This window comes from Hydrogenophaga sp. T66 (assembly GCF_057219855.1).
Genome location: NZ_JBXVVX010000003.1, coordinates 62,382 through 85,069 on the forward strand (window position 1 = coordinate 62,382; position 22,688 = coordinate 85,069).

Here is a 22,688-nt window from a genome sequence, read left to right on the forward strand (position 1 = left end):
GCGCGGCCGGTGCCGCCGGTCGGCGCGCCGCCACGCGCTCGCGAGCGTGCAGTTATGCACAGGGGATGCGGTATTATCCAAGGTTTGACGAAGCGCCCCGGCGCACGCCGGTTTTCGTCGATAAATCAAACACTTGGAAACGTTTTCCACCCCTTCTCGCGGCCCCATTTCCGGCGATGGGCGCGCGACGTCGCGCCCGTGCCCCACAGGACTCCCCCACCATGTTTGAAGCGTTCCGTCGGCAGTTTTCGACCGACCTGGCCATCGACCTCGGCACCGCCAACACCCTGATCTACGTCCGCAACAAGGGCATCGTGCTCGATGAGCCTTCGGTGGTGTCGATCCGCCACGAGGGCGGCCCGCAGGGCAAGAAGACCATCCAGGCGGTGGGTCACGAGGCCAAGGCGATGCTGGGCAAGGTGCCGGGCAACATCGAGGCGATCCGCCCGATGAAGGACGGCGTGATCGCCGACTTCACCGTCACCGAGCAGATGCTCAAGCAGTTCATCAAGATGGTGCATCCGCGCTCGATGTTCAAGCCGAGCCCGCGCATCATCATCTGCGTGCCCTGCGGCTCCACGCAGGTCGAGCGCCGCGCCATCCGCGAGTCGGCGCTCGGCGCGGGCGCATCCGAGGTGTATCTGATCGAGGAACCGATGGCCGCGGCGATCGGCGCTGGTCTGCCGGTGTCCGACGCGTCGGGCTCCATGGTGGTCGACATCGGTGGCGGCACGACCGAGGTCGGTGTGATTTCGCTCGGCGGCATGGTCTACAAGGGCAGCGTGCGCGTCGGCGGCGACCGTTTCGACGAGGCCATCATCGCCTACATCCGCCGCAACTACGGCATGCTGATTGGCGAGCCGACGGCCGAAGCCATCAAGAAGGAAATCGGCTCGGCCTTCCCCGGCTCGGAGGTGCGTGAGATGGAGGTCAAGGGACGCAACCTCTCCGAGGGCGTGCCGCGCAGCTTCACGATCTCGTCCAACGAGGTGCTCGAAGCCCTGACCGACCCGCTGAACAACATCGTGTCGGCCGTGAAGATGGCGTTGGAGCACACGCCGCCCGAACTCGGCGCCGACATCGCCGAGCGCGGGATGATGCTCACCGGCGGCGGCGCGCTGCTGCGCGACCTCGACCGCCTGCTGGCCGAGGAAACCGGCCTGCCGGTGCTGGTGGCCGAAGAGCCGCTGACCTGCGTGGTCCGCGGTTGCGGCATGGCCCTGGAGCGCATGGAGCGCCTGGGCACGATCTTCACCAGCGAATGAACCATGAGCGTGCGACCGGCGTCGCCGGGCATGACGGCACCGCGCCTCCCGCGGCCGCTGTGCCCGTGCTGATGCCCCGTCCGCCGCTTCGCCGCCCACTGTCCCCATGCCACTAGGCACGCTGGACCGCACGCCGCCCCCGTTTTTCAAACAGGGCCCGTCGGCGCTGTCCAAGCTGATGGTGTTCAGCGCGCTCGCGCTGTTCCTGATGGTCGCCGACCAGCGCTTTCGCGTGGCCCAGCCCGTGCGCGCGGCGCTGGCCACGGTGCTCTACCCGCTGCAATGGCTGGCGCTGCAACCGGTGGCGGCGGCCCGCGGGGCGGGCGATTACTTCACCGCACTGAGCCAGGCGCAGGCGGCCGAGGCGCAGGCCCGGCAGCGCCTGGCCGAGCAGGCCGCGCGCAGCCAGCAGGTCGAGCAGCTGACGCTGGAAAATGAGCGGCTGCGTTCGCTGTTGTCGATGCGCGAGCGCAGTGGCACACGCGGGATGGGCGCGCAGGTGTTGTTCGACGCGGCCGATCCTTATGCGCGCAAGGTCGTGATCGACCGCGGCCAGACCCACGGCGTGGTGGCCGGCTCGCCGGTGATTGATGAGAGCGGCGTGCTCGGGCAGGTCACGCGCGTGTACCCGCTGGTGTCGGAAGTGAGCCTGCTGATTGATCGCGATCAGGCGATTCCGGTGCTCAACGCGCGCTCCGGCGTGCGCAGCGTGGCCCACGGCGCGCCCTCGCGCAGCGGCGACGGGCTGGAATTGCGCTACACCGCCGCGACCGCCGACATCGCCGAGGGCGATCTGCTCACCACCAGCGGCGTGGACGGCGTGTACCCGCCCGGCCTGCCGGTGGCCAAGGTGACCGAGGTCGAGCGGCAGGCGGAGTCGTCGTTCGCCCGCATCCGGGTGGAGCCGCTGGCCCGCGTCGAGGGCGCACTGCACGTGCTGGTGCTGGCGCCGGTGGCCGGTCCCACGACCGCCGACGCCGGCCACGGCAGCGGCCCCGCGCCCAAGAACGGAGGCGCCCCATGATCATGCGACCGGGCCAGCAGCTGCTGCTGCCGGCCAACCCGGTGTTCATCTGGGCGAGCCTGATCGGCGCGCTGCTGCTCAACATGCTGCTCAACATGGGGCTGTGGGGCCGCGCGGCCTGGGTGCCCGACCTGCTGGCCGTGGTGCTGGTGTTCTGGGGCGTGCACCAGCCGCTGCGCATCGGCGTGGGCGTGTCGTTCGCGTTCGGGCTGGCGATGGACGTGCACCAGGGCGCGCTGCTCGGCCAGCACGCGTTGGCCTACACGGTACTGGGCTTCGGCGCCATCGCCATTCACCGCCGGCTGCTGTGGTTCCCGGTGCCCCAGCAGGCGCTGCAGGTGCTGCCGCTGTTTGTCGTGGCCGCGCTGCTGCAACTGGCGGTGCGCCTGGCGGCTGGCGGCACCTTTCCGGGGCTGGACACGCTGCTGGCGCCGGTGATCGAATCGCTGCTGTGGCCGCTGGTCACCGTGCTGCTGCTGGCACCGCAGCGGCGCGCCCCCGACCCCGACGAAGACCGACCGCTGTGACCGAACTGCGCAACGTCGAAGCCGATCTCGCGCACTTCAAGTGGCGCGTGGTGGTGATCGCGCTGGCGGTGCTGGTGGCGTTTGGGCTGCTGGTGGCGCGCATGATCTGGCTGCAGGTCGTGCGCCACGACGAGTACCTCGCGCAAGCGGAAAGCAACCGCACGGCGGTGCTGCCGGTGGTGCCCAACCGCGGGCAGATCGTCGACCGCGAGGGCCGTGTGCTGGCCACCAACTATTCCGCCTACACGCTGGAGATCACGCCCTCCAAGGTCGACAACCTGGAAGACACCATCGCCGCCCTCGGTCAGCTGGTGGCGATCGAGCCGCGTGACGTGCGCCGCTTCAAGCGGCTGATGGAGGAGTCGCGCCGCTTCGATTCGCTGCCGCTGCGCACGCGCCTGAGTGACGAGGAGGTGGCGCGCTTCACGGCGCAGCGCTACCGCTTTCCGGGCGTGGAGGTGAAGGCGCGGCTGCTGCGCCAGTACCCCAACGGGGAGACCGCGAGCCACGTCGTGGGCTACATCGGGCGCATCAACCAGCGCGAAAAAGAGCTGATGGCCGACTGGCCGGAAGAAGACCAGGCCAACTACCGCGGCACCGACTACATCGGCAAGCTCGGCGTGGAACAGCACTACGAAAACCTGCTGCACGGCACCACCGGCTTCGAGCGCGTGGAAACCTCGGCCGGCGGCCGCGCCGTTCGCTCGCTCGCCGCCACGCCGGCCACCCCGGGCGACACCGTGGTGCTGTCGATCGACCTGAAGCTGCAGCACCTGGTGGAAACGCTCTACGGCGAGCGCCGCGGCGCGCTCGTGGCCATCGATCCGCGCAACGGCGAAATCCTGGCCTTTGTGTCCAAGCCCACCTTCGATCCCAACCTGTTCGTCGACGGCATCGACGTGGACAACTGGCGCGCGCTCAACGAGTCGATCGACCGGCCGCTGCTCAACCGCGCCCTGCGCGGCACCTACCCGCCCGGCTCCACCTACAAGCCCTTCATGGCGCTGGCCGCGCTGGAAACCGGCAAACGCACCGCCAGCACGGTCATCAATGACCCAGGCTTCTGGATGTTCGGCAACCACCGCTTCCGCAGCCACGGCGACAGCGGTCTGGGCGCGGTGGACCTGCACCGCAGCATCGTCAAGTCGAGCAACGTCTACTACTACACGCTGGCCAACGAGATGGGCGTGGACCTGATGCACGACTTCATGAAGCCGCTGGGCTTCGGCCAGATCACCGGCATCGACCTCAAGGGCGAGGTGCGCGGCGTGCTGCCCAGCCAGGCCTGGAAGCGCAACACCTACAAGCGCCCGGAGCAACAGCGATGGTACGCGGGCGAGACCATCTCGCTGGGTATTGGTCAGGGCTACAACAGCTTCACCATGCTGCAACTGGCCAACGCCATGGCCACGCTGGCCAACGGCGGCACGCGCCACCGCCCGCACCTCACCCGCGCCACCGAAAGCATGATCACCCGCGAGCGCCGGGACCTGCCGCGGGCTGCCGGCGAATCCTTGGGCTACAAGCCGGAGCACGTGGCCACCATCCTGCGCGCGATGCAGGCGGTGACGACCGAGGGCACGTCCACGCGGGTGTTTGCCGGGGCCGGCTACGCCAGCGGCGGCAAAACCGGCACCGCGCAAGCGGTGACCATCGGCCAGAAAGAGCGTTACGACGCCAAGAAGCTCGAAGAGCACGAGCGCGACCATTCGCTGTACGTGGCGTTCGCGCCAGTGGACGCGCCCACGGTGGCGCTGGCGGTGATCGTGGAAAACGCGGGCTTTGGCGCGGCGGCCGCGGCGCCGATCGCCCGCCGTGTCTTCGACTACCTGCTGATGGACCAGTACCCCAGCCCCGAGGACATCGCCGCCGTGCAGCAGGGCCGCGCCAGCGCCCCGATCGGCACGCCGCGCAAGGCGAGCGAACTGCCCTGGCCGCCGGCAGCGCCCTCGGCCCCTTGATCCGCCCCGCGCCGGCGGATCATCCTCCCCACACCCGCCATCCCCCACGCTAGGCCGTGGGTGGGATACCGCGGTACGGCGATCTCTGGAACGCTTCTCTCCCCAACCCATGGGGAGATGGCTCTCGACCGGATCCCGCACCACGCTATGAAACTCCCTGATCTCGAAACCGCCCTGCTCAAGATTCCCGGCTTCAAGAAGTCGCCCGACCACACGAAAGACACCCTCCGCCTCGAAGTCGACGAGGTGGACTTCACCGTGATTCCGGACAGCACGAATGACAACCGCGTCACGGTCTGCTGCCTGTTCGGCCCGATCCCGCCCGACCACCTGCCCGACGTGCTGCGCGAGGTCGTGGCGCAAAACGTGGAACTGAGGCGTCAGTCGTCCACCGCCGCCTTCGGGGTGAGCGATGGCGATCTGATCTACGCCTTCAGCACAGACGCGTCCATCGATCCGGACGTCGTCCAGGCCCTCGGTGGCGTGATGCGCTCGGCCGCATCCCAGGCGCTGCACTGGCAGCAATCGCTCTGACGGCCACGGCCCCAAATCACCTCAAGGCTTGCACCATGCACTTCAACAGCAGCACCACGAACACCACGTCCGACGCGGGCGGCTTTCTGTCAGAGGGCCACGGCGATTCCTTCACCTGGCAAAACCCGGTGTTCCGCATGCCCAGCCCGCGCGGACCGTCGTCGGGATCCACGCGCATCCCCGGGACGGTCATGTCGCACCGGCCCCGCTGGACGCCCGAAAAACACGCGCGCATCCTCGCCCAGATCAAGGCCACGCGCACCGACATCGACCCCTCGTTTCCGCGCGAAACCCCGGTACCCGCCGACGCGCCGCAAACCAGCGCCCATTCGGTCGTCAAAGGCGCGATCGATGGCGTGACACAGACCACGCTGTCCTACATCCACGCCTTCACCGACTACGCCTTCCATCTGCTGTACCCGGCTGCGGGTCACGCCTCTGGCGGCCAGAGCGCGGCGCCGTCCGGCCAGCGCATCGACTGGCATTGGCCCCCCGCGCGCCAGCAGGAGGTGTTTTTCGACCTGCTGATCCAGGCGGGGATGTCCAAAGAAATGGCCACCGACACGCAGTTGGCGTGGACAGCCGCGGGCATTCCGTTTATCGACCAGACCTGGCCCACGTACAGCAGGCCCACGCTGAATTTCCCCCCCGGCAACATCAGAGAGAGCGGCGTCAGCAAGGCCCTGGTCGCGGAGTTCACTTCCCCGGAGGGAGGCCAGTACCTCTACAAGTGCTACCCGCGTGCTGGGGGAGTCGATCTCCGCCTGCTCCATGAAATGACCGGGATTGACCCGCGCATGCCGCGGCTGGAGATGCGGTGTCTGTTGGCCAGCCATATTGCCCACGAGTTGCTCCATTGGGATGTCACGCCGAAACTCACGCTCGGCATGGGGGGTGGGCAAGCCTGTCTGGTGGCTCCCCTCGTGCGGGGCTCGACCTTGCTCAAGCGGCTGCAGAACAACCTGTCCCTGAATGAGCTGTGGCAGAAGTCGATGCGAGACGACGTGATCTGGATGGATATGTGGAAGGACAAGGTGACCCCACGATTCCGCGAGGACTACATTCGTATCCACCTTCTGAGCATGCTCATCGGCGACTACGACCGGGCTCCCGGTCAGTACATCGTCACGGGCAAGCAGCCCGACACCGTCCAAGCGGTTGACTGGGACACCGCGTTCGGACCCAAGGTTCGGGATGACCGGATCTTCATGCACCCGCAAACACGCACCATGGTGGCGCTCTGGCCGGATGCCATTCCGAAGCACATCTGCGACGAGTTTGGCCTGCTCAAGCAGGATCAGCTCATCGATGCCGCACGGGCCTTCGGACTGACGGGCGAGGAAGTGGAGGCACTGATCTCGCGCTTCGAGGTGGTCACGAAGAAGCTGGCCGGGATCAAAAAGACGTGACCGGCCCCGTCAGACGGCCTTGAACCACGCGTCGTAGCCCGTCTTCAGGATCAACACCGACACCACCAGGATGAAGGCAGCGCGCACGAAGCCGCTGCCGTGCTTGAGCGCCAGACGGGTGCCCAACAGGCTGCCCACGACATTGGCCACGGCCATGGCCAGCACGAAGTGCCACCAGACATGGCCTTTCCAGGCGAAGAGCATCAGGGCAGCGAGGTTGGTGGCGGTGTTGATCAGCTTGGCGCTGGCACTGGCGTGCAGGAAGTCGTAGCCCAGCCAGCGCACGAACAGGAACACCAGGAAGCTGCCGGTGCCCGGGCCGAAGAAGCCGTCGTAGAAGCCGATGGTCACCCCCATCAGGCAGGCGGCTGCGGCTTCCCGGCGACCGCTGAACCGCGGTGCGTGGTGACGGCCGAGGTCTTTGCGCGCCAGCGTGTAGATCAGCACACCGACCAGCACCAGGGGCAAGGCCCGGCGCAGAAAGTCCGGCGCGATGACGGTCACGGTCCAGGCGCCGGCCATCGACCCGGCAAAGCCCACGGCCGCAGCCGGCAGCAACGCGTGCCACGGCATGTCCACGCGACGGGCGTATTGCAGGGTGGCCGCCGCCGTGCCCCAGACCGAGGCGCCTTTGTTCACACCGAAGAGCGTGGCGGGGTGGGTGGTGGGGAACACGGCAAACAAGGCCGGCACCAGGATCAGGCCGCCACCGCCCACGATCGAGTCCACAAAGCCGGCGAACAGGGAGGCGAGTGAGACGAGCAGCAGGTCCATCGCGACGATTGTCGCCGGGGGACAGGGGCGAAAAAAAACCGACCCATCGGGGTCGGTGTTCAGCGCTCCGGCGGCCTCTGCAGGGCTCCTGTGCCGGTGGAATGGTTCTGGACTCGGTTGTCTCCTCGGTCCCCCGCGCTGCGGCGCGGTGCGCCTGCGAGTGAAGGAAATGTAAATCCCGCACCACCCCAGTGCATCGGGGCTTACCCGGGGCACCCCGCAGGCTTGGCACGCTCCGTGCAAAACCGCAGGCATCTCCTCGGAAAGGTGACGCCATGCCCCGTTTGTGTGCTTCTCGCTTGCATGCCGCCCGTCGGTGGGCCGCCCGCCGGGCCGCGGCCGCCGGCGCCCTGCTGCTGCCAACCCTGCCCGCGCTGGCCGCCGACGGCGCCAGCCTGGTGGACGCGTCCACCCTGCGCGGTGCCGACACCGCCTGGCTGATGGTGAGCACCGCGCTGGTGCTGCTGATGACGCTGCCGGGCATCGCGCTGTTCTACGGCGGGATGGTGCGGCGGTTCAACGTGATCAACACGATGGCGAGCGTGCTGGGCATCGCGGCGGTGGTCAGCGTGCTGTGGTTTGCGCTGGGCTACTCGCTGGCCTTCACGCCCGGCGGCGCGGCGGCCGGCTTCATCGGCGGCCTGGAACGCGTGGGTTTTGCCGGGCTGGACTACGTGGCGGCGGGACCGAAGGTGGCGGTCAACGCGATCGCGCCGCACCTGCCGGAGTCGGTCTTTGCGATGTTCCAGCTCAGCTTCGCGGTGATCACCTGCGCACTGGTGGTCGGTGCGCTGGTGGAGCGGATGCGGTTTGGCGCGCTGCTGCTGTTCGCCGCGCTGTGGCTGCTGGCGGTGTACGTGCCGATCGCGCACTGGGTGTGGTCGCCCGAGGGCTGGCTGGCCAAGCTCGGTGCGCTGGATTTCGCCGGCGGCGCGGTGGTCCACATCAACGCCGGCGCGGCCGCGCTGGTGGTGGCCTACGCGCTGGGCCCGCGCACCGGCTACGGGCAGGAACCGTTCGTGCCCTTCAACCTCGGACTCACGATGGCGGGCACCGGCCTGCTGTGGGTGGGCTGGTTCGGCTTCAACGCCGGCTCGGCGCTCGCCGCCGACGGCCGCGCCGGTCTGGCGCTGGCGGTGACGCACCTGGCGGCGGCCGCGGGCGCGCTGTCGTGGATGGCGGCCGAGTGGCTGGCGCGCCGGCGGGCCACGCTGCTGGGCCTGTGCTCGGGCGTGGTGGCGGGCCTGGTGGCGATCACGCCGGCGGCCGGCTTCGTGACCCTGCGCGGCGCGCTGGTGATCGGTCTGGTGGCCGGCGTGGCCTGCTACTGGGGCGCCACCGCGCTCAAGCGCCTGCTGCGCGCCGACGACTCGCTGGACGTGTTCGGCGTGCACGGCGTGGGCGGGCTCGTGGGCGCGCTGCTCACGGGCGTGCTGGCCGAGCCGGCGATCAGCGGCCTGTCGGCCAGCGTGGCCACGCAGCTGCTGGCCTGCGTGGCGGTGCTGGGCTACAGCCTGGTGATGACGACCGTGGTGCTGTGGGTGACGTCGCGCGTGGTGTCGCTGCGGGTCCACGAGGTGGACGAGCGCGCCGGGCTGGACGTCGCGCTGCACCAGGAACAGCTGGGGCACTGAGCGATGAGCGCCACCGAGCTGTTCGGCATCGCAGCGCACCTGCACGTGCTGCTGCGCCGCAAGACCGGCCGGGTCACCGACACCGAGTGGCTGGCCGTGAACCCCGACTACGCCCGCGAGATCGTGCGCTTCGCCCGCGAGAAGGGTCGGGCCGACGGCCACGCCGACCTGCTCGCGCTGGCCGACCGGCTGGAGGCCGGCATCGCCGACATGGGCCACACCTCGCCCCGCCGCCCCTTGCTCGAAGCCGCCGCCGACGCGCTGCGCGCCGGCCGCACCGCGCCCGACGCCCCGGCCGGCCTGCGCGCGACCCCGCCCACCCCCGCCGGCGCGGCCCCCAGCGGCTTCCCCGAGTCCCGCACCGGCACGCCCACCACCCCCGGCGGCGATGGCACCCCGCGCGACAACCGCTACGTCGGCCGCCTGCGCTGACCGTCAGGCCACACCACCCAACCGACAACCCGCGCAGCGGCGGAGCGTGGGGGCCTGACGATCCGGCGCCGGGCCGCCCCCAGCCGGATCAGCCCCCCGGGGGGCAGCGACCCGCGCAGCGGCGGAGCGTGGGGGGGCTTATTTCACTCCCCGCCGATGATCCAGCGCGCCGCGCGCTCCGCGATCATCAGCGTGGGGCTGTTGGTGTTGCCGCTGGTGATGGTGGGCATCACGCCGGCATCCACCACGCGCAGCCCGGCGACGCCGCGCACGCGCAGGTGGCTGTCGACCACGGCCATCGGGTCGTCGGGGCGGCCCATGCGGGTAGTGCCGACCGGGTGGAAGATGGTGCTGGCGATGTCGCCAGCCAGCCGCGCGAGTTCCTCGTCGCTCTGGTACTGCGGGCCCGGCTTGTACTCTTCCGGCCGGAACGGCGCGAGCGCGGGCTGGGCGACGATGCGCCGCGTCACGCGCAGGCTCTCGGCCGCGACCTGGCGGTCCTCGGCGGTGCTGAGGTAGTTGGGCGCGATGGCGGGGGCGTCCTGGAAACGCGGGCTGGTGATCCGCACGTGGCCGCGGCTGGTGGGATTGAGGTTGCAGACGCTGGCGGTGAACGCCGGGAAGCGGTGCAGCGGCTCGCCGAAGGCGTCCAGGCTGAGCGGCTGCACGTGGTACTGGATGTTGGGGTAGGGCCGGTCGGGCGCGCTGCGGGTGAAGGCGCCGAGCTGGCTGGGCGCCATGCTCATCGGGCCGCTGCGGCGCCAGGCGTATTCCAGCCCGATGCGCGCCTTGCCCCACCACGAGTTCGCCAGGGTGTTGAGCGTGGTCGTGCCCTGCACCTTGAACACGGCCCGGATCTGCAGGTGGTCCTGCAGGTTCTCGCCCACGCCGGGCAGGTCGTGCACGACCGGGATGCCGTGCTGCTGCAGCAGGGCGGCCGGGCCGATGCCCGAGAGCTGCAGGATCTGCGGCGTGCCGACCGCACCGGCGCACAGGATGACCTCGCGCGCCGCGTGCGCGGTGACCATCTCCTGCCCGGTCCACACCTGCACGCCGGTGCAGCGCCGCGCGCCGTCCGCGCCGGTGTCGACCACCAGCCGCGCGACCTGCGCGTTGGTCCACAGCTCGAAATTGGGGCGGCCGTAGCAGGTGGGCCGCAGAAAGGCCTTGGCGGTGTTCCAGCGCCAGCCGGCGCGCTGGTTGACCTCGAAATAGCCCACGCCTTCGTTGCTGCCGCGGTTGAAGTCGGGCGTGGCGGGGATGCCGGCCTGCTGGGCGGCCTGGGCGAAGGCGTCGAGGATGTCCCAGCGCAGGCGCTGCTTCTCCACGCGCCATTCGCCGCCGGCGCCGCGGCCGCGCATCAGGCTGCGCCAGGGGTCGTCGGCCGCCCCGGGGCGCTCGCCGGCCAGCAGATCGGCCACCGCGCCGCGTGCGCCGTGCCAGCCGCTGGCGCCGCCGTGGTGGTCTTCATGCAGCTTGAAATAAGGCAAGACCTTCGACCACGACCACGACTCGTCGCCGGTGAGCGTGGCCCACTGGTCGTAGTCGCGGGCCTGGCCGCGCATGTAGATCATCCCGTTGATGCTGGAACAGCCGCCCAGCGTCTTGCCGCGCGGGTAACGCAGGCGCCGGCCGTTCAGACCGGGATCCGGCTCGGTCTGGTAGAGCCAGTCGGTGCGCGGGTTGCCGATGCAGTAGAGGTAACCCACCGGAATGTGAATCCAGTGGTAGTCGTCGCGCCGCCCGGCCTCGATCAGCAACACCCGCTTCGACGCGTCCGCGCTCAGCCGGTTGGCCATCAAGCTGCCGGCCGTGCCCGCGCCGATGACGATGTAGTCAAACGTGGTGTCGCTGCTCATGCCTTGTCTCGCTATGGCTCGGTTGCTGGGTGGCCAGCCGGCGAAGATACCGCGGCAGCCGAGGATCCGGCTTGGCCGGTCCTCCGGCTGCGTCCCCCCACCGGGGGGAAGCGCCGTCGGGCGCGCAGGGGGGACGTCACTTCGCCGTCGGCATCACGAATTCGGCGCCCTTGGCCGTCGTCTCCGGCCAGCGCTGCATGATGCTCTTTTGCTTGGTGTAGAAGCGCACGCCCTCCTCGCCGTAGGCGTGCATGTCGCCAAACAGGGACCGCTTCCAGCCGCCGAAACCGTGCCAGGCCATGGGCACCGGGATCGGCACGTTGATGCCCACCATGCCCACCTGGATGCGCCGGGCGAACTCGCGGGCCACGTTGCCGTCGCGGGTGAAGCAGGACACGCCGTTGCCGAATTCGTGGTCGTTGATGATTTGCACCGCCTGCGCAAAGTCGGGCACGCGCACGCAGGAGAGCACCGGGCCAAAGATCTCTTCCCGGTAGATCTTCATGTCCGTGGTCACGTGGTCGAACAGCGTGCCGCCCATCCAGAAACCCTGGTCGCAACCGGCGCCGGCTTTCGCGCCGTCGAAGCCGCGGCCGTCCACCAGCAGCGTCGCGCCCTCCTTGGCACCGGCCTCGATGTAGCCGGTGATGCGCTGGCGCGCGGCCTCGGTCACGATGGGGCCCATTTCGGCGGCGAGGTTCATGCCGTCGAGCACCTTGAGCGCCTTCGTGCGCTCGATCAGCTTGGGCATGATGCGCTCGCCCACGTCACCCACCAGCACGGCCACGGAAATGGCCATGCAGCGCTCGCCGGCGCTGCCATAGGCCGCGCCGATCAGGGCATCGACCGCCTGGTCGAGGTCGGCATCGGGCATCACGACCATGTGGTTCTTGGCGCCACCCAGGGCCTGCACGCGCTTGCCGTGGTGCGCGCCGGTTTCATAGATGTAGTTGGCGATCGGGGTGGAGCCGACGAAGCTGATGGCCTTCACGTCGGGATGAACCAGGAGCGCGTCCACCGCCTCTTTGTCGCCCTGCACCACGTTGTAGACGCCATCGGGCAAGCCGGCCTGCTTGAGCAGCTCGCCCATGAACAGGCTGGGCGTGGGGTCGATCGGGCTGGGCTTGAGGATGAAGGTGTTGCCCGCGGCGATGGCCACCGGGAACATCCACATGGGCACCATGACCGGGAAGTTGAACGGCGTGATGCCGGCCACCACGCCCAGCGGCTGGCGCAGCGTCCAGTTGTCCATGCCGGTGGAGACCTGGTCGGTGAAGTCGCCCTTGAGCAGCTGCGGGATGCCGCAGGCGAATTCGATGATGTCGATGCCGCGCGCCACCTCGCCCTGCGCGTCGGTGAACACCTTCCCGTGCTCGGCCGTGATCATCTTGGCGAGCGTGTCCTTGTGCTGGTTCACCAGCTCAAGGAACTTGAACATCACCCGCGCGCGGCGGATGGGCGGCGTGTCGGCCCAGGCGGGGAAGGCGGCCTGCGCAGCGGCCACGGCCGCGCCCACGTCGGCCGCGTTGGCCAGCGCCACGCGGCCGGTGACCGCGCCCGTGGCGGGGTTGGTCACGTCCTGCGCGCGCGGCGAGCTGCCGGCGGCGACGCGGCCGTTGATGAAGTGGGCGATGGCGGTGGGTTGGGCAGACATGGGGGCCTCCGGGCTGGGGCAATGCGGGGTGAATGGGGGGCGAACGGGGTGATGGTTTCGTCAGAAGCGACGGCGCCGGGCCAGTGTAGGCAGCGATGCCCCCGCCCGCCAGACCAGCGGCCTGAACGCATTGTTCGAATTCATGAACAATCAAACCATGATTGACGAAAAAGCCGACCACCTCTGGATGCACCTGCACTGGCTCACCGTGCTGGCGCAGCAGGGCAGCTACACCGCCGCCGCCCAGCGCCTGGGCGTGAGCAAGGCCGCCATGAGCCAGCGCATCGCCGCGCTGGAGCGCGCGGCCGGCGTGTCGCTGGTGCAGCGCACCACCCGCAGCGTGCGCCTGACCGAGGCCGGCCAGCGACTGGTGGACGGCCTGCGCGAGCCCTTCGAGCAGATCCGCCAGAGCTTCGCCAGCGTGCGCGACCTGGCCGCCGTGCCGGCCGGGCGGGTCCGGGTGACGGCGCCGGTGGCGCTGGCGCGCCAGCAGCTGGTGCCGCGGCTGCCCGCTTTCCTGCGCGCGCACCCGCAGGTGCGCATCGAGCTGGAGCTCTCCGACCGGCTCAGCTCGCTGGCCACCGAAGGCTTCGACCTGGCCATCCGCCACACCGCGGCGCCGCCCGACACCCACGTCGCCTGGACGCTGTGCGAAACCCGCTCGGTGCTGGTGGCCAGCCGCGCCTACCTGCGCCGCCGCGGCACGCCCACCGCGCCCAACGACCTGGCCGTGCACGACTGCCTGCACTACCCGCGCGCCCAGGAAACCCCCGCGTGGCATTTCGAACCGGCCGCCGCCGCCAGCGCCACGACCGCCCCGGCGCGCATCACCGTGCCCGTGACCGGACCCTTCGGCGCCAACAACAGCGAGGCCCTGCGCGACGCCGCCATCGACGGCCTGGGCATCGCCCTCGTACCGGACTTCAGCGCCCAGGCCGCACTCCAGGCCGGCCGGCTGGTGGAGGTGCTGCCCGACTGGCGCGCCGTCGGCAGCTTCAGCCCCCACATCTACGCCATCCGCCCCTACAGCACCCACGTGCCGCGCGCGGTGGCGGCCTTCGTGGCCTGGCTGCGGGAGGCGCTGGCGGACGGATTTCCGCTGCAGCGGTGATTCAACAGCCCCTGCGAGCCAGGGAGCGGGGCGGACTCGCCGCGGGGGCCGGCCCACCCATGCATCCCGGCAAGCGTTGTTTTCTCTCCGCTCAGACAACAACGCGCGGAGATCACAAAAAGCCAAGTAAATCAATGCCTTGGCTGGATCCTCATTACGCTTTTGGTCACGCTGCGCAACCGTGCACCCGCCGAGGCAACCGACCTTCAACACCCACAGCACGGTGCGCACAGATGTTTAGGTAATAAACAACCAAAAACGTATTCGTTCCCAATATGAAGCGATCGGCGGAGCATGCGCTTCCTCGCGGTGCGGCCCGTTGTCGGACCCGCCGCTGCCCCGCCACCGATTTGCGCTCATCAAGGAACGAACCATGTCGACCCGCCGCCACCTGCTGCACACCCTCGCCGCCACGGCCACCACCCTCGGTCTGGGCCTGGCCGCCGTCCCGGCCTTCGCCCAGCCCGCCCCGGTCACCCTGCTCAACGTCAGCTACGACCCCACCCGCGAGCTCTACGTGGACGTCAACGCCGCGTTCGCCAAACAGTGGAAAGCCAAGACCGGGCAGGACGTGACCATCAAGCAGTCGCATGGCGGCTCGGGCAAGCAGGCCCGCTCGGTGATCGACGGGCTGGAGGCCGACGTGGTGACGCTGGCGCTGGCCGGCGACATCGACGCGCTGCACACCAACGGCCAGTGGATCCCCAAGGACTGGCAGAAACGCCTGCCCAAGAACAGCGCGCCCTACACCTCCACGATCGTGCTCGTGGTGCGCGCCGGCAACCCCAAGGGCATCAAGGACTGGGACGACCTGATCCGCCCGGACGTGAAGGTCATCACCCCGAACCCCAAGACCTCGGGCGGCGCGCGCTGGAACTACCTCGCGGCCTGGGAATTCGCCAAGCGCAAGTTCGGCAGCGAGGACAAGGCGCGCGACTTTGTGGCCAAGCTCTACGCCAACGTGCCCGTGCTCGACACCGGCGCACGCGGCTCCTCGGTCACCTTCGCCCAGCGCAACCAGGGCGACGTGTTCATCAGCTGGGAAAACGAGGCCTACCTGCTGGAGAAGGAGTTCGGCAACCGGGTGGACTTCGTGTATCCCTCGCTGTCGATCCTGGCCGAGCCGCCAGTGACCATCGTGGACAAGAACGTCGACCGCAAAGGCACGCGTGCGGTGGCCCAGGCCTACCTCGAATTCCTCTACACCGAAGAGGCGCAAGACCTGATCGGCAAACACTTCTACCGCCCGACCTCGGCCAAGGCGCAGGCCAAGTACGCCAAGCAACTGCCCAAGCTCAACCTGTTCACCATCGACGAGGCCTTCGGCGGCTGGGAGCAGGCCAGCAAGCGCCACTTCGCCGACGGCGGCGTGTTTGATCGTCTGGTGCTTCGGCCGTGACCCGGGCCTGCGTGATCATCGTGCCCGGCTGGCGCAATTCCGGGCCGCGCCACTGGCAGAGCCTGTGGGCCCGCGAGGTGCCGGGGGCGCGGCGCGTGGAGCAGGACGACTGGGTCTCTCCGCGGCGCGATGCCTGGGTGGCGCGGGTGGCCGAAACCATCGAAGCCGCCGGCGGGCCGGTGGTGGTGGTCGCGCACAGCCTGGGCTGCATCGCCACCGTGCACCTGCCCGCCGAGGTGGTGTCGCGCATCGCCGGTGCGCTGCTGGTGGCGCCGGCCGACCCGGAGCGCCGCGGCGCGCTGGCCGACTTCGCGCCGGTGCCCTACCAGCGGCTGCCATACCGCCACATCCTGGTGGCCAGCGACAACGATCCTTACTGCCCCATCCGGCTGGCCGGGGCCTACGCCCGCGCCTGGGGCAGCGAATTCGTGCGGCTGCCGGGGGCGGGCCACATCAACGTGGAGGCCGGCTTCGGCGACTGGCCGCTGGGGCGGGCGCTGTTGACCTCGCTGGCGCCCGCCGCGGCGAACCATATTCCCCAGGCCGCATAAAGAAACAAGAAAACTGTCGTTTGTGTTCTGAGGCCTGGCGCCCAGAATCCGAACCCTTCCGCCACCTCCGCCGGACGCGCGCGTCCGGCCCACCCCAGGACCGACCATGAACACCGCCCTCCTCCGCTACGCCGTCGCCGCCCTGGCTCTGGGCGCCGCCGGCCTGGCCTCGGCCCAGACCTCGCTGCTCAACGTGTCCTACGACGTGGCGCGCGAGTTCTACAAAGACCTCAACGTGGCCTACGCCGCCCACGTGAAAAAGACCACCGGCAAGGACATCCGCATCGACCAGTCGCACGCCGGCAGCAGCGCGCAGGCGCGTGCCGTGGCCGACGGCCTGGAAGCCGACGTGGTGACCTTCAACACGACGACCGACGTGGACTTCCTCGCCGAGCGCGGCGTGGTGGCCAAGGACTGGCGCCAGAAATTCCCGAACAACGCCGCGCCCACCACCTCGACCATGCTGTTCCTGGTGCGCAACGGCAATCCGAAAAACATCAAGGACTGGGACGACCTGATCCGCCCCGACGTGAAGGTGATCGTGGTCAACCCCAAGACCGGCGGCAATGGCCGCATGGCCTATCTGGCCGCCTGGGGTTATGTGCGCAGCAAGGGCGGCACCGACGAGCAGGCGGCCGACTTCGTGAAGAAGCTCTACGCCAACGTGCCGGTGCTGGCGCGCGGCGGGCGCGACGCCACCGGCATCTTCCTGCAGCGCAACATCGGTGACGCGCTGATCACCTTCGAGTCCGAGGTGGTCTCGGTGGACCGCGAGTTCGGCGCAGGCCGTGTCGACGCGATCCACCCGAGCGTGTCGATCGTGGCGGAGAACCCGGTCGCCGTGGTCGAGCGCACCGTGGCCAAGAAAGGCACGGCCGCCGACGCCCGGGCCTACCTCGACTTCATCTACAGCCCCGAAGGCCAGGAAATCGCCGCGAAGCACAACATCCGCCCGCGCAACGAGGCGGTGCTGAAGAAATACGCGGCCGCGTTCAAGCCGATCAAGCTGTTCACCGTGGAGCAGTACTTCGGCTCGCTGGCCGAGGCGCAGAAGGTCCACTTCAACGACGGCGGCCGTTTCGACCAGATCTACACCGTCCGATAAAGACGCACCCCCGCCGCGCGCCGCGCGACCCCCTCCCGGGGGCGGCACCCACGGCCCGGCCCAGCCGGTTCCGTGGTGCCCCCGGTGATCCTCCGCCGCGCGCGGCGCTGAGTCCCCAACATCCCATGACCACCGCCACCCTCTCCCCGCCGGCCGTTGCCGCCGCGGCGCGCCCCAGGCGCCGCGTGCTGCCGGGCTTTCATCTCACGCTCGGGTACACGCTGTTCTACCTGTGCCTGATCGTGCTGATCCCGCTGTCGGCGCTGCTGTTCAAGACCTTCACCCTGACCTGGCCGCAGTTCTGGGAAGCGGTGACGGCGCCGCGCGTGCTGGCGTCGTACCGGCTGACCTTCGGCGCGTCTTTGATCGCCGCCACGGTCAACCTGTTCGCCGGCCTGCTGGTGGCCTGGGTGCTGGTGCGCTACCGCTTTCCGGGCAAGAAGGTGGTGGACGCCCTGGTGGACCTGCCGTTTGCGCTGCCCACCGCGGTGGCCGGCATTTCGCTGACCGCGCTGCTGGCGGGCAATGGCTGGATTGGCCAGTACCTGGAGCCGCTGGGCATCCAGCTGGCGTTCCAGCCGGGCGGTGTGGTGATCGCGCTGATCTTCATCGGCCTGCCCTTCGTGGTGCGCACGGTGCAGCCGGTGCTGGAAGACGCGGAGAAGGAGCTCGAAGAGGCCGCGATGTGCCTGGGTGCGACGCGCTGGCAGACCTTTGCGCGGGTGATCCTGCCGACCATCGCGCCGGCCCTGCTCACCGGCTTCGCCATGGCGTTTGCGCGCGCGGTGGGTGAGTACGGCTCGGTGATCTTCATCGCCGGCAACGTGCCCATGGTGTCGGAGATCACGCCGCTGATCATCATCGGCAAGCTCGAGCAGTACGACTACGCCGGCGCCACCGCGGTCGCCACCGTGATGCTGGTCATTTCCTTTGTGCTGCTGCTGATCATCAACGCGCTGCAAGGCTGGCAGCGCCGCCGCGCGGGAGACACGGCATGAGCGCTTCGCACCGCAACAACCACACAGGGCACACCCAGGAATCGCGCGTCGTGCGCGTGGCGCTGATTGCGCTGGCGCTGGGCTTCATGGCGCTGTTTCTGGTGCTGCCGCTGGCGGCCGTGTTCACCGAGGCGCTGCGCAAGGGCTGGGACGCCTACTGGGAGGCGCTGAAGGAACCCGACGCCTGGGCCGCGATCCGCCTGACGCTGATCACGGCCGCGGTGGCCGTGCCCCTCAACCTGGTGTTCGGCGTGGCAGCGGCCTGGGCCGTGGCCAAGTTCGACTTCCGCGGCAAGAGCTTTCTGATCACGCTGATCGACCTGCCGTTCTCGGTGTCGCCGGTCGTGGCGGGCCTGATCTACGTGCTGGTGTTCGGCGCGCAGGGCTGGCTCGGGCCCTGGCTCGCGGCGCACGACATCAAGATCATCTTCGCCGTGCCCGGCATCATCCTGGCCACCGTGTTTGTGACCTTCCCCTTCATCGCGCGCGAACTGATCCCGCTGATGCAGGCGCAGGGCAGCGACGAAGAGCAGGCCGCGCAGGTGCTCGGCGCCAGCGGCTGGCAGACCTTCTGGCATGTGACGCTGCCCAACATCAAGTGGGGCCTGATCTACGGCGTGATCCTGTGCAACGCGCGTGCCATGGGCGAGTTCGGCGCGGTGTCGGTGGTCTCCGGCCACATCCGCGGCCAGACCAACACCATGCCGCTGCACGTGGAGATCCTTTACAACGAATACCAGTCGGTGGCGGCGTTCGCCGTGGCCTCGCTGCTGGCGCTGCTGGCCCTGCTCACGCTGGCCATCAAGACCGTCGTCGAATGGCGCCACGACCGTGAGCTGCAAGCCGCGGCGGCGCTGCCGCCCGAAGCCCCCGCGCCCGCCGCGCTGACCGTGAAAGCCGCGGCCTGAGCCGCGACCGGAGACTCCCATGAGCATCGAAATCCACGACGTGACCAAGCGCTTCGGCAGCTTCCAGGCGCTGGACAACATCCACCTCGACATCGAATCCGGCGAGCTGCTCGCCCTGCTCGGCCCGTCGGGCTGCGGCAAGACCACGCTGCTGCGCATCATCGCGGGGCTGGAGACCGCGGACCACGGCAGCATCCGCTTCGCCGGCGAGGACGCCACCGACAAACACGTGCGCGACCGGCAGGTTGGCTTCGTGTTCCAGCACTACGCGCTGTTCCGCCACATGACCGTGGCCGACAACGTCGCCTTTGGCCTGCGCGTGAAACCCCGCGGCCAGCGCCCCAGCGAGGCACAGATCCGCGCCAAGGTCCACGACCTGCTCAGTCTGGTGCAGCTCGACTGGCTGGCCGACCGCTACCCCTCGCAGCTCTCCGGCGGCCAGCGCCAGCGCATCGCGCTGGCCCGCGCGCTGGCGGTGGAGCCCAAGGTGCTGCTGCTCGATGAGCCCTTTGGCGCGCTCGACGCCAAGGTGCGCAAGGAGCTGCGCCGCTGGCTGCGCCGCCTGCACGACGAACTGCATGTCACCAGCATCTTCGTGACGCACGACCAGGAAGAGGCGCTGGAGGTGGCCGACCGCGTGGTGCTGATGAACCACGGCCGCATCGAACAAGTCGGCACGCCGCGCGCCGTGTGGGAACACCCGGCCACGCCCTTCGTGGCCAGCTTCCTCGGCGGCGTCCCGCTGCTGGGCGATGGCGGCACGCCGCTGCGGCCGCACGAGCTCGACGTGCGCGCGCTGCCCGCGGGCGCACCGGTGCCGGCGGGCGCGGTGGCGGCCGTGCTGCGCCGCGCGCTGGTGCTCGACCCGGTGGTGCGACTGGAGCTGGAGCCGGTGAACGGCGAGCGCGACCTGATCGAGGCCCGCCTGGCCACCGCCGCCTTCGCCGCGCTCAACCTGCGCGAGGGCGACACGGTCAGCGTGGCCCCGCGGGCCGACCGGGCGCGCGCCGCGGCCGTGGCCTGACGATCCCAGGGGCCGATGGCCGAGGGCTGATTCCCGCGGGCCGGGGTCAGGCGACCGGCGACCCGCCGAGGAGTCGCTGCACCAGCGGGTGTGGCACCTGCCGCGCGGTGGCGATCGCGAACACCGGTTCGCGCACGCCTTCGCAGGGCCCGATCCAGCGCAGGCCGTACGAGCCCTCCAGCCGCCCGCGCATGCGCTCGGCGGCCGGGAACGCGCCCATGCCGGCGGCGCCAAAGGTGACCAGCAAGGCGCTGTCCTCGAACTCGCCGGCGATGCGCGGACGCAACCCCTGACGATCAAGCCAGCCGTCGATCGGCACGCGCACCGAGCTGTGGTGGCTCGGCAGCAGCAGCGGCACCCGCGCCAGGCTGGCGGGAAATCCCTCGGAGGCTGCGTCGGCCCACGCCGGCGGCGCGTACCAGGCCATGGGCGAGGCGCCCAGGGCGTGGGTGTGCAGCCGCAGGTTGGGGTTGGGCGGCGCGGCCCGGTCGGCCAGCACCACGTCGAGCCGGTGCAGGGCCAGATCGCCGAGCAGGTCGTCGAACTCGTCTTCGTGGCAGATGAGGTGCAGGCCCTCGTGGTCCAGCAAGGGCGCGAGCAGGTCATGCACCACCAGCTTGGACAAGCCGTCGGAGATGCCGACCACCAGCCGCACCCCGCGGCGCCGCGCGGCGTGTTCCACCGCCTCGGGCACCCGCTCGCCGAGCGCGAAGATCTGTTCGGCCAGGCCGAGCGCCGCCTGCCCGGCCTCGGTCAGCGACAGCCCGCGCCCCGCCGGTTTGAACAGCGCGTGGCCCAGCGACTGCTCCAGCAGCTTGATCTGGGCACTGACCGTTTGCACCGCCATGCCCAGCCGGGCGGCGGCGTGCGATACGCCGCCTTCCTTGGCGGCGACCCAGAAGTAATACAGATGGCGGTAGTTGAGATCGGCCACGGTGCCCCCAGGTGGGTGGTTGACGCTTCGCACGAACGGAAACATCTGTTCGCGATTCTCTGGTTTTTTCAGAAACCTCGGAGCCGTAAGCTCGCGGCTCCCGCAAGACACACCCCATGGCATGACCAGCACCTTCGCCCCCTACCCGCCCAACAGCCCGCAGGCCGCCGCCCGCGTGCTGGCCATGGCGCTGGTGGCCGATGGCCACCACCGCGCGGTCGAGTGGCGGGCGCTGCAGCGGCAACACGCACCGCAGCGCCTGGGCCTGAGCATGGCGGCCTTGCGCGCGGTGGTCGACACGTTCTGCGAAGACCTGCTGCGTGCGGCCGATGGCGCGTGGCGCGGCGCCCACGCGCTGGCCGCGCCGGTGAGCGCGCGCCTGCTGGGCGAGGTGACCGACCCGGAACTGCGCGAGCGGGTGCTGACTCTGTGTGAAGACGTGGCCCGCGCCGATGGGCATGTGGTGGAGGGCGAGCAGGCAATGCTCGACGCGCTGGTGCGGGCCTGGCGGCGCCGACCCCTCCCCAAATCCTCGAAAGGACATTGATCCATGAAAACGCTGATCTGGGCCGGTTTTGCGCTGGTGGCGCTGGTGTGGACCGGGCTGGCCGCGGCCACCGCGGGTCTGACCGAATGGGCACTGTCGGCGCTGGCGTCCGGCCAGGCCACGCAGGCCGCGGGCGCGGTCGCGCAATGGCCGGTGCCGCCGTGGCTGGCGCTTTGGATCGATCCGGCGGCCGTGCAGGCGCTGCAGACGATGTGGCTGGACACGGTGCGATGGCTCGGCGAGGTGCTGCCGATGCTGGGCGGGGTGGGCGGCTGGCTGGCCGCGCTGGTGTGGATCGGCTGGGGCATCGGGCTGGTCGTGATGCTGGTGGCGGCTATCGCGGCGCACTGGCTCGCCTCGCGCGCCGGCCGCGCCATGGGCGGGGCCCGACCGGCATGAACGACACCATCGCCCGGCGTCTGCGCGACGAGGCCGCGCGCGGGCCCGACCTGCGCCTGAACGTGGGTGACCTGCTGGAGCTGCACGGCGACGCCTCCGTGGCCGTGCTGCTCATGCTGATGGCCTCGCTCACCGTCATCCCGATCGCGGGCGCCGGTACCGTGCTGAGCTTCGTGCTGCTGCTGCTGGCCTGGGCCTGGACGCGCGGTCACGACAGCGTGAACCTGCCCGCGCGGGTGGGCGCGCTGGAACTCAACGAGACCTGGACGCGGCGCTGCCTGCACGGGCTGGCGTGGCTGCATGAGCGCTCGCAGCGCTGGCTGCGCCCGCGCTGGCAGGTCTGGAGCCATCGCACCACCCGCCCGCTGTGGGGCGCGTGGATCGTGTTGATGGCGGGGGTCATCTTCCTGCCGCTGCCGTTCGGCAACGTGCTGCCCAGCGTGAGCCTGGTGCTGCTGAGTCTGGGCTGGATGGCGCGCGACGGCGTGGCGCTGCTGCTGTCCACCGCGGTCGGCGCGGCCGCGCTGGCCTACACCGTCTCGCTGGGCCACATCGCACTCGACCTGATGGCCCGCGCCGGGGCCTGGCTGGGTCTCTGACACGCCCGCCACCTAGAATCGGCCGACCTCCCCGTCGGAC

Annotated in this window: 22 protein-coding genes; 18 read left to right on the forward strand and 4 right to left on the reverse strand. The window is 69.8% G+C overall.

The features are described from left to right. Positions 1-221 precede the first annotated feature (221 nt). The 6 genes from AC2D80_RS12650 to AC2D80_RS12675 all read left to right on the forward strand — a co-directional run bounded on the left by AC2D80_RS12650 (position 222) and on the right by AC2D80_RS12675 (position 6,720). Positions 222-1,265, forward strand: coding sequence for a rod shape-determining protein (locus AC2D80_RS12650; protein ID WP_484633384.1), 1,044 nt, complete (start codon positions 222-224; stop codon positions 1,263-1,265). A gap of 106 nt (positions 1,266-1,371) precedes the next feature. Continuing rightward, complete coding sequence (gene mreC, locus AC2D80_RS12655) at positions 1,372-2,289, forward strand: rod shape-determining protein MreC (RefSeq protein ID WP_484633385.1); 918 nt, start codon at positions 1,372-1,374, stop codon at positions 2,287-2,289. Next, positions 2,286-2,816 (forward strand): rod shape-determining protein MreD, encoded by a 531-nt coding sequence (gene mreD / locus AC2D80_RS12660; RefSeq protein ID WP_484633386.1) that lies wholly within the window; start codon positions 2,286-2,288, stop codon positions 2,814-2,816. The genes mreC and mreD overlap by 4 nt, the downstream gene beginning before the upstream one ends. Further along, complete coding sequence (gene mrdA / locus AC2D80_RS12665) at positions 2,813-4,777, forward strand: penicillin-binding protein 2 (RefSeq protein WP_484633387.1); 1,965 nt, start codon at positions 2,813-2,815, stop codon at positions 4,775-4,777. The genes mreD and mrdA overlap by 4 nt, the downstream gene beginning before the upstream one ends. Before the next feature lie 147 nt (positions 4,778-4,924). Then, the gene (locus AC2D80_RS12670; RefSeq protein WP_484633388.1) at positions 4,925-5,311 is read left to right on the forward strand and encodes a type III secretion system chaperone family protein; all 387 of its coding nucleotides are present in this window, start codon (positions 4,925-4,927) and stop codon (positions 5,309-5,311) included. A 35-nt stretch (positions 5,312-5,346) separates the two neighbouring features. Beyond that, positions 5,347-6,720 carry a hypothetical protein gene (locus AC2D80_RS12675; protein ID WP_484633389.1) on the forward strand — a complete coding sequence of 458 codons (1,374 nt, stop codon included), beginning with the start codon at positions 5,347-5,349 and terminating at the stop codon, positions 6,718-6,720. Between the two features lie 9 nt (positions 6,721-6,729). Here the strand turns inward: AC2D80_RS12675 and AC2D80_RS12680 are convergent, their stop codons facing one another. After that, entirely contained in the window at positions 6,730-7,494 is a 765-nt protein-coding gene (locus tag AC2D80_RS12680) for a TSUP family transporter (RefSeq protein WP_484633390.1), read from the reverse strand. 275 nt (positions 7,495-7,769) lie between these two features. Here AC2D80_RS12680 and AC2D80_RS12685 point away from each other — a divergent pair, with 275 nt between their 5' ends. Further along, positions 7,770-9,128, forward strand: coding sequence for an ammonium transporter (locus AC2D80_RS12685; RefSeq protein ID WP_484633391.1), 1,359 nt, complete (start codon positions 7,770-7,772; stop codon positions 9,126-9,128). A 3-nt stretch (positions 9,129-9,131) separates the two neighbouring features. Continuing rightward, positions 9,132-9,560 carry a hypothetical protein gene (locus AC2D80_RS12690; RefSeq protein ID WP_484633392.1) on the forward strand — a complete coding sequence of 143 codons (429 nt, stop codon included), beginning with the start codon at positions 9,132-9,134 and terminating at the stop codon, positions 9,558-9,560. Between the two features lie 143 nt (positions 9,561-9,703). On the opposite strand, the gene AC2D80_RS12695 is transcribed toward AC2D80_RS12690, so the two are convergent. Further along, positions 9,704-11,419 (reverse strand): GMC family oxidoreductase, encoded by a 1,716-nt coding sequence (locus AC2D80_RS12695; protein WP_484633393.1) that lies wholly within the window; start codon positions 11,417-11,419, stop codon positions 9,704-9,706. Positions 11,420-11,555: 136 nt separating this feature from the next. Further along, positions 11,556-13,073, reverse strand: a complete 1,518-nt coding sequence (locus tag AC2D80_RS12700; protein WP_484633394.1) for a CoA-acylating methylmalonate-semialdehyde dehydrogenase — start codon at positions 13,071-13,073, stop codon at positions 11,556-11,558. A gap of 157 nt (positions 13,074-13,230) precedes the next feature. Between AC2D80_RS12700 and AC2D80_RS12705 the strand changes: the two genes are divergently transcribed. From AC2D80_RS12705 to AC2D80_RS12735, 7 genes are all read left to right on the forward strand, one after another. After that, the gene (locus AC2D80_RS12705) at positions 13,231-14,184 is read left to right on the forward strand and encodes a LysR family transcriptional regulator (RefSeq protein ID WP_484633395.1); all 954 of its coding nucleotides are present in this window, start codon (positions 13,231-13,233) and stop codon (positions 14,182-14,184) included. 373 nt (positions 14,185-14,557) lie between these two features. Next, complete coding sequence (locus AC2D80_RS12710) at positions 14,558-15,583, forward strand: sulfate ABC transporter substrate-binding protein (RefSeq protein ID WP_484633396.1); 1,026 nt, start codon at positions 14,558-14,560, stop codon at positions 15,581-15,583. After that, a complete protein-coding gene (locus tag AC2D80_RS12715; protein WP_484633397.1) occupies positions 15,580-16,134 on the forward strand; it encodes an RBBP9/YdeN family alpha/beta hydrolase in 555 nt (184 codons plus the stop codon). Before AC2D80_RS12710 ends, AC2D80_RS12715 begins: the two co-directional genes overlap by 4 nt. A gap of 106 nt (positions 16,135-16,240) precedes the next feature. Further along, a complete protein-coding gene (locus tag AC2D80_RS12720) occupies positions 16,241-17,239 on the forward strand; it encodes a sulfate ABC transporter substrate-binding protein (RefSeq protein ID WP_484633398.1) in 999 nt (332 codons plus the stop codon). A 125-nt stretch (positions 17,240-17,364) separates the two neighbouring features. Next, entirely contained in the window at positions 17,365-18,237 is an 873-nt protein-coding gene (gene cysT, locus AC2D80_RS12725; protein WP_484633399.1) for a sulfate ABC transporter permease subunit CysT, read from the forward strand. After that, positions 18,234-19,145: a sulfate ABC transporter permease subunit CysW gene (gene cysW, locus AC2D80_RS12730; RefSeq protein WP_484633400.1), complete on the forward strand. Its 912-nt coding sequence runs from the start codon at positions 18,234-18,236 to the stop codon at positions 19,143-19,145. Before cysT ends, cysW begins: the two co-directional genes overlap by 4 nt. A gap of 19 nt (positions 19,146-19,164) precedes the next feature. Beyond that, complete coding sequence (locus AC2D80_RS12735) at positions 19,165-20,169, forward strand: sulfate/molybdate ABC transporter ATP-binding protein (RefSeq protein ID WP_484633401.1); 1,005 nt, start codon at positions 19,165-19,167, stop codon at positions 20,167-20,169. Positions 20,170-20,215: 46 nt separating this feature from the next. Here AC2D80_RS12735 and AC2D80_RS12740 read toward each other — a convergent pair whose 3' ends face one another. Continuing rightward, positions 20,216-21,148, reverse strand: a complete 933-nt coding sequence (locus tag AC2D80_RS12740) for a LysR family transcriptional regulator (RefSeq protein ID WP_484633402.1) — start codon at positions 21,146-21,148, stop codon at positions 20,216-20,218. 76 nt (positions 21,149-21,224) lie between these two features. Here AC2D80_RS12740 and AC2D80_RS12745 point away from each other — a divergent pair, with 76 nt between their 5' ends. From AC2D80_RS12745 to AC2D80_RS12755, 3 genes are read left to right on the forward strand one after another with little or no spacing between them, the layout of a single operon-like run. Then, on the forward strand, positions 21,225-21,650 hold the full coding sequence (locus AC2D80_RS12745) for a TerB family tellurite resistance protein (RefSeq protein WP_484633403.1): 426 nt from the start codon (positions 21,225-21,227) through the stop codon (positions 21,648-21,650). 3 nt (positions 21,651-21,653) lie between these two features. Beyond that, complete coding sequence (locus AC2D80_RS12750; RefSeq protein WP_484633404.1) at positions 21,654-22,049, forward strand: hypothetical protein; 396 nt, start codon at positions 21,654-21,656, stop codon at positions 22,047-22,049. After that, a complete protein-coding gene (locus AC2D80_RS12755; RefSeq protein ID WP_484633405.1) occupies positions 22,046-22,648 on the forward strand; it encodes an exopolysaccharide biosynthesis protein in 603 nt (200 codons plus the stop codon). The genes AC2D80_RS12750 and AC2D80_RS12755 overlap by 4 nt, the downstream gene beginning before the upstream one ends. The last annotated feature ends 40 nt before the right edge of the window (positions 22,649-22,688 follow it).

What these genes read in the sequence shown, in the direction of transcription:
- AC2D80_RS12650 (WP_484633384.1), top strand. Translation starts at nt 222, where the DNA reads ATGTTTGAAGCGTTCCGTCGGCAGTTTTCGACCGACCTGGCCATCGAC.
- mreC (WP_484633385.1), top strand. Translation starts at nt 1,372, where the DNA reads ATGCCACTAGGCACGCTGGACCGCACGCCGCCCCCGTTTTTCAAACAG.
- mreD (WP_484633386.1), top strand. Translation starts at nt 2,286, where the DNA reads ATGATCATGCGACCGGGCCAGCAGCTGCTGCTGCCGGCCAACCCGGTG.
- AC2D80_RS12670 (WP_484633388.1), top strand. Translation starts at nt 4,925, where the DNA reads ATGAAACTCCCTGATCTCGAAACCGCCCTGCTCAAGATTCCCGGCTTC.
- AC2D80_RS12675 (WP_484633389.1), top strand. Translation starts at nt 5,347, where the DNA reads ATGCACTTCAACAGCAGCACCACGAACACCACGTCCGACGCGGGCGGC.
- AC2D80_RS12680 (WP_484633390.1), bottom strand. Translation starts at nt 7,494, where the DNA reads ATGGACCTGCTGCTCGTCTCACTCGCCTCCCTGTTCGCCGGCTTTGTG.
- AC2D80_RS12685 (WP_484633391.1), top strand. Translation starts at nt 7,770, where the DNA reads ATGCCCCGTTTGTGTGCTTCTCGCTTGCATGCCGCCCGTCGGTGGGCC.
- AC2D80_RS12690 (WP_484633392.1), top strand. Translation starts at nt 9,132, where the DNA reads ATGAGCGCCACCGAGCTGTTCGGCATCGCAGCGCACCTGCACGTGCTG.
- AC2D80_RS12695 (WP_484633393.1), bottom strand. Translation starts at nt 11,419, where the DNA reads ATGAGCAGCGACACCACGTTTGACTACATCGTCATCGGCGCGGGCACG.
- AC2D80_RS12700 (WP_484633394.1), bottom strand. Translation starts at nt 13,073, where the DNA reads ATGTCTGCCCAACCCACCGCCATCGCCCACTTCATCAACGGCCGCGTC.
- AC2D80_RS12705 (WP_484633395.1), top strand. Translation starts at nt 13,231, where the DNA reads ATGATTGACGAAAAAGCCGACCACCTCTGGATGCACCTGCACTGGCTC.
- AC2D80_RS12710 (WP_484633396.1), top strand. Translation starts at nt 14,558, where the DNA reads ATGTCGACCCGCCGCCACCTGCTGCACACCCTCGCCGCCACGGCCACC.
- AC2D80_RS12720 (WP_484633398.1), top strand. Translation starts at nt 16,241, where the DNA reads ATGAACACCGCCCTCCTCCGCTACGCCGTCGCCGCCCTGGCTCTGGGC.
- cysT (WP_484633399.1), top strand. Translation starts at nt 17,365, where the DNA reads ATGACCACCGCCACCCTCTCCCCGCCGGCCGTTGCCGCCGCGGCGCGC.
- cysW (WP_484633400.1), top strand. Translation starts at nt 18,234, where the DNA reads ATGAGCGCTTCGCACCGCAACAACCACACAGGGCACACCCAGGAATCG.
- AC2D80_RS12735 (WP_484633401.1), top strand. Translation starts at nt 19,165, where the DNA reads ATGAGCATCGAAATCCACGACGTGACCAAGCGCTTCGGCAGCTTCCAG.
- AC2D80_RS12740 (WP_484633402.1), bottom strand. Translation starts at nt 21,148, where the DNA reads ATGTTTCCGTTCGTGCGAAGCGTCAACCACCCACCTGGGGGCACCGTG.
- AC2D80_RS12745 (WP_484633403.1), top strand. Translation starts at nt 21,225, where the DNA reads ATGACCAGCACCTTCGCCCCCTACCCGCCCAACAGCCCGCAGGCCGCC.
- AC2D80_RS12750 (WP_484633404.1), top strand. Translation starts at nt 21,654, where the DNA reads ATGAAAACGCTGATCTGGGCCGGTTTTGCGCTGGTGGCGCTGGTGTGG.
- AC2D80_RS12755 (WP_484633405.1), top strand. Translation starts at nt 22,046, where the DNA reads ATGAACGACACCATCGCCCGGCGTCTGCGCGACGAGGCCGCGCGCGGG.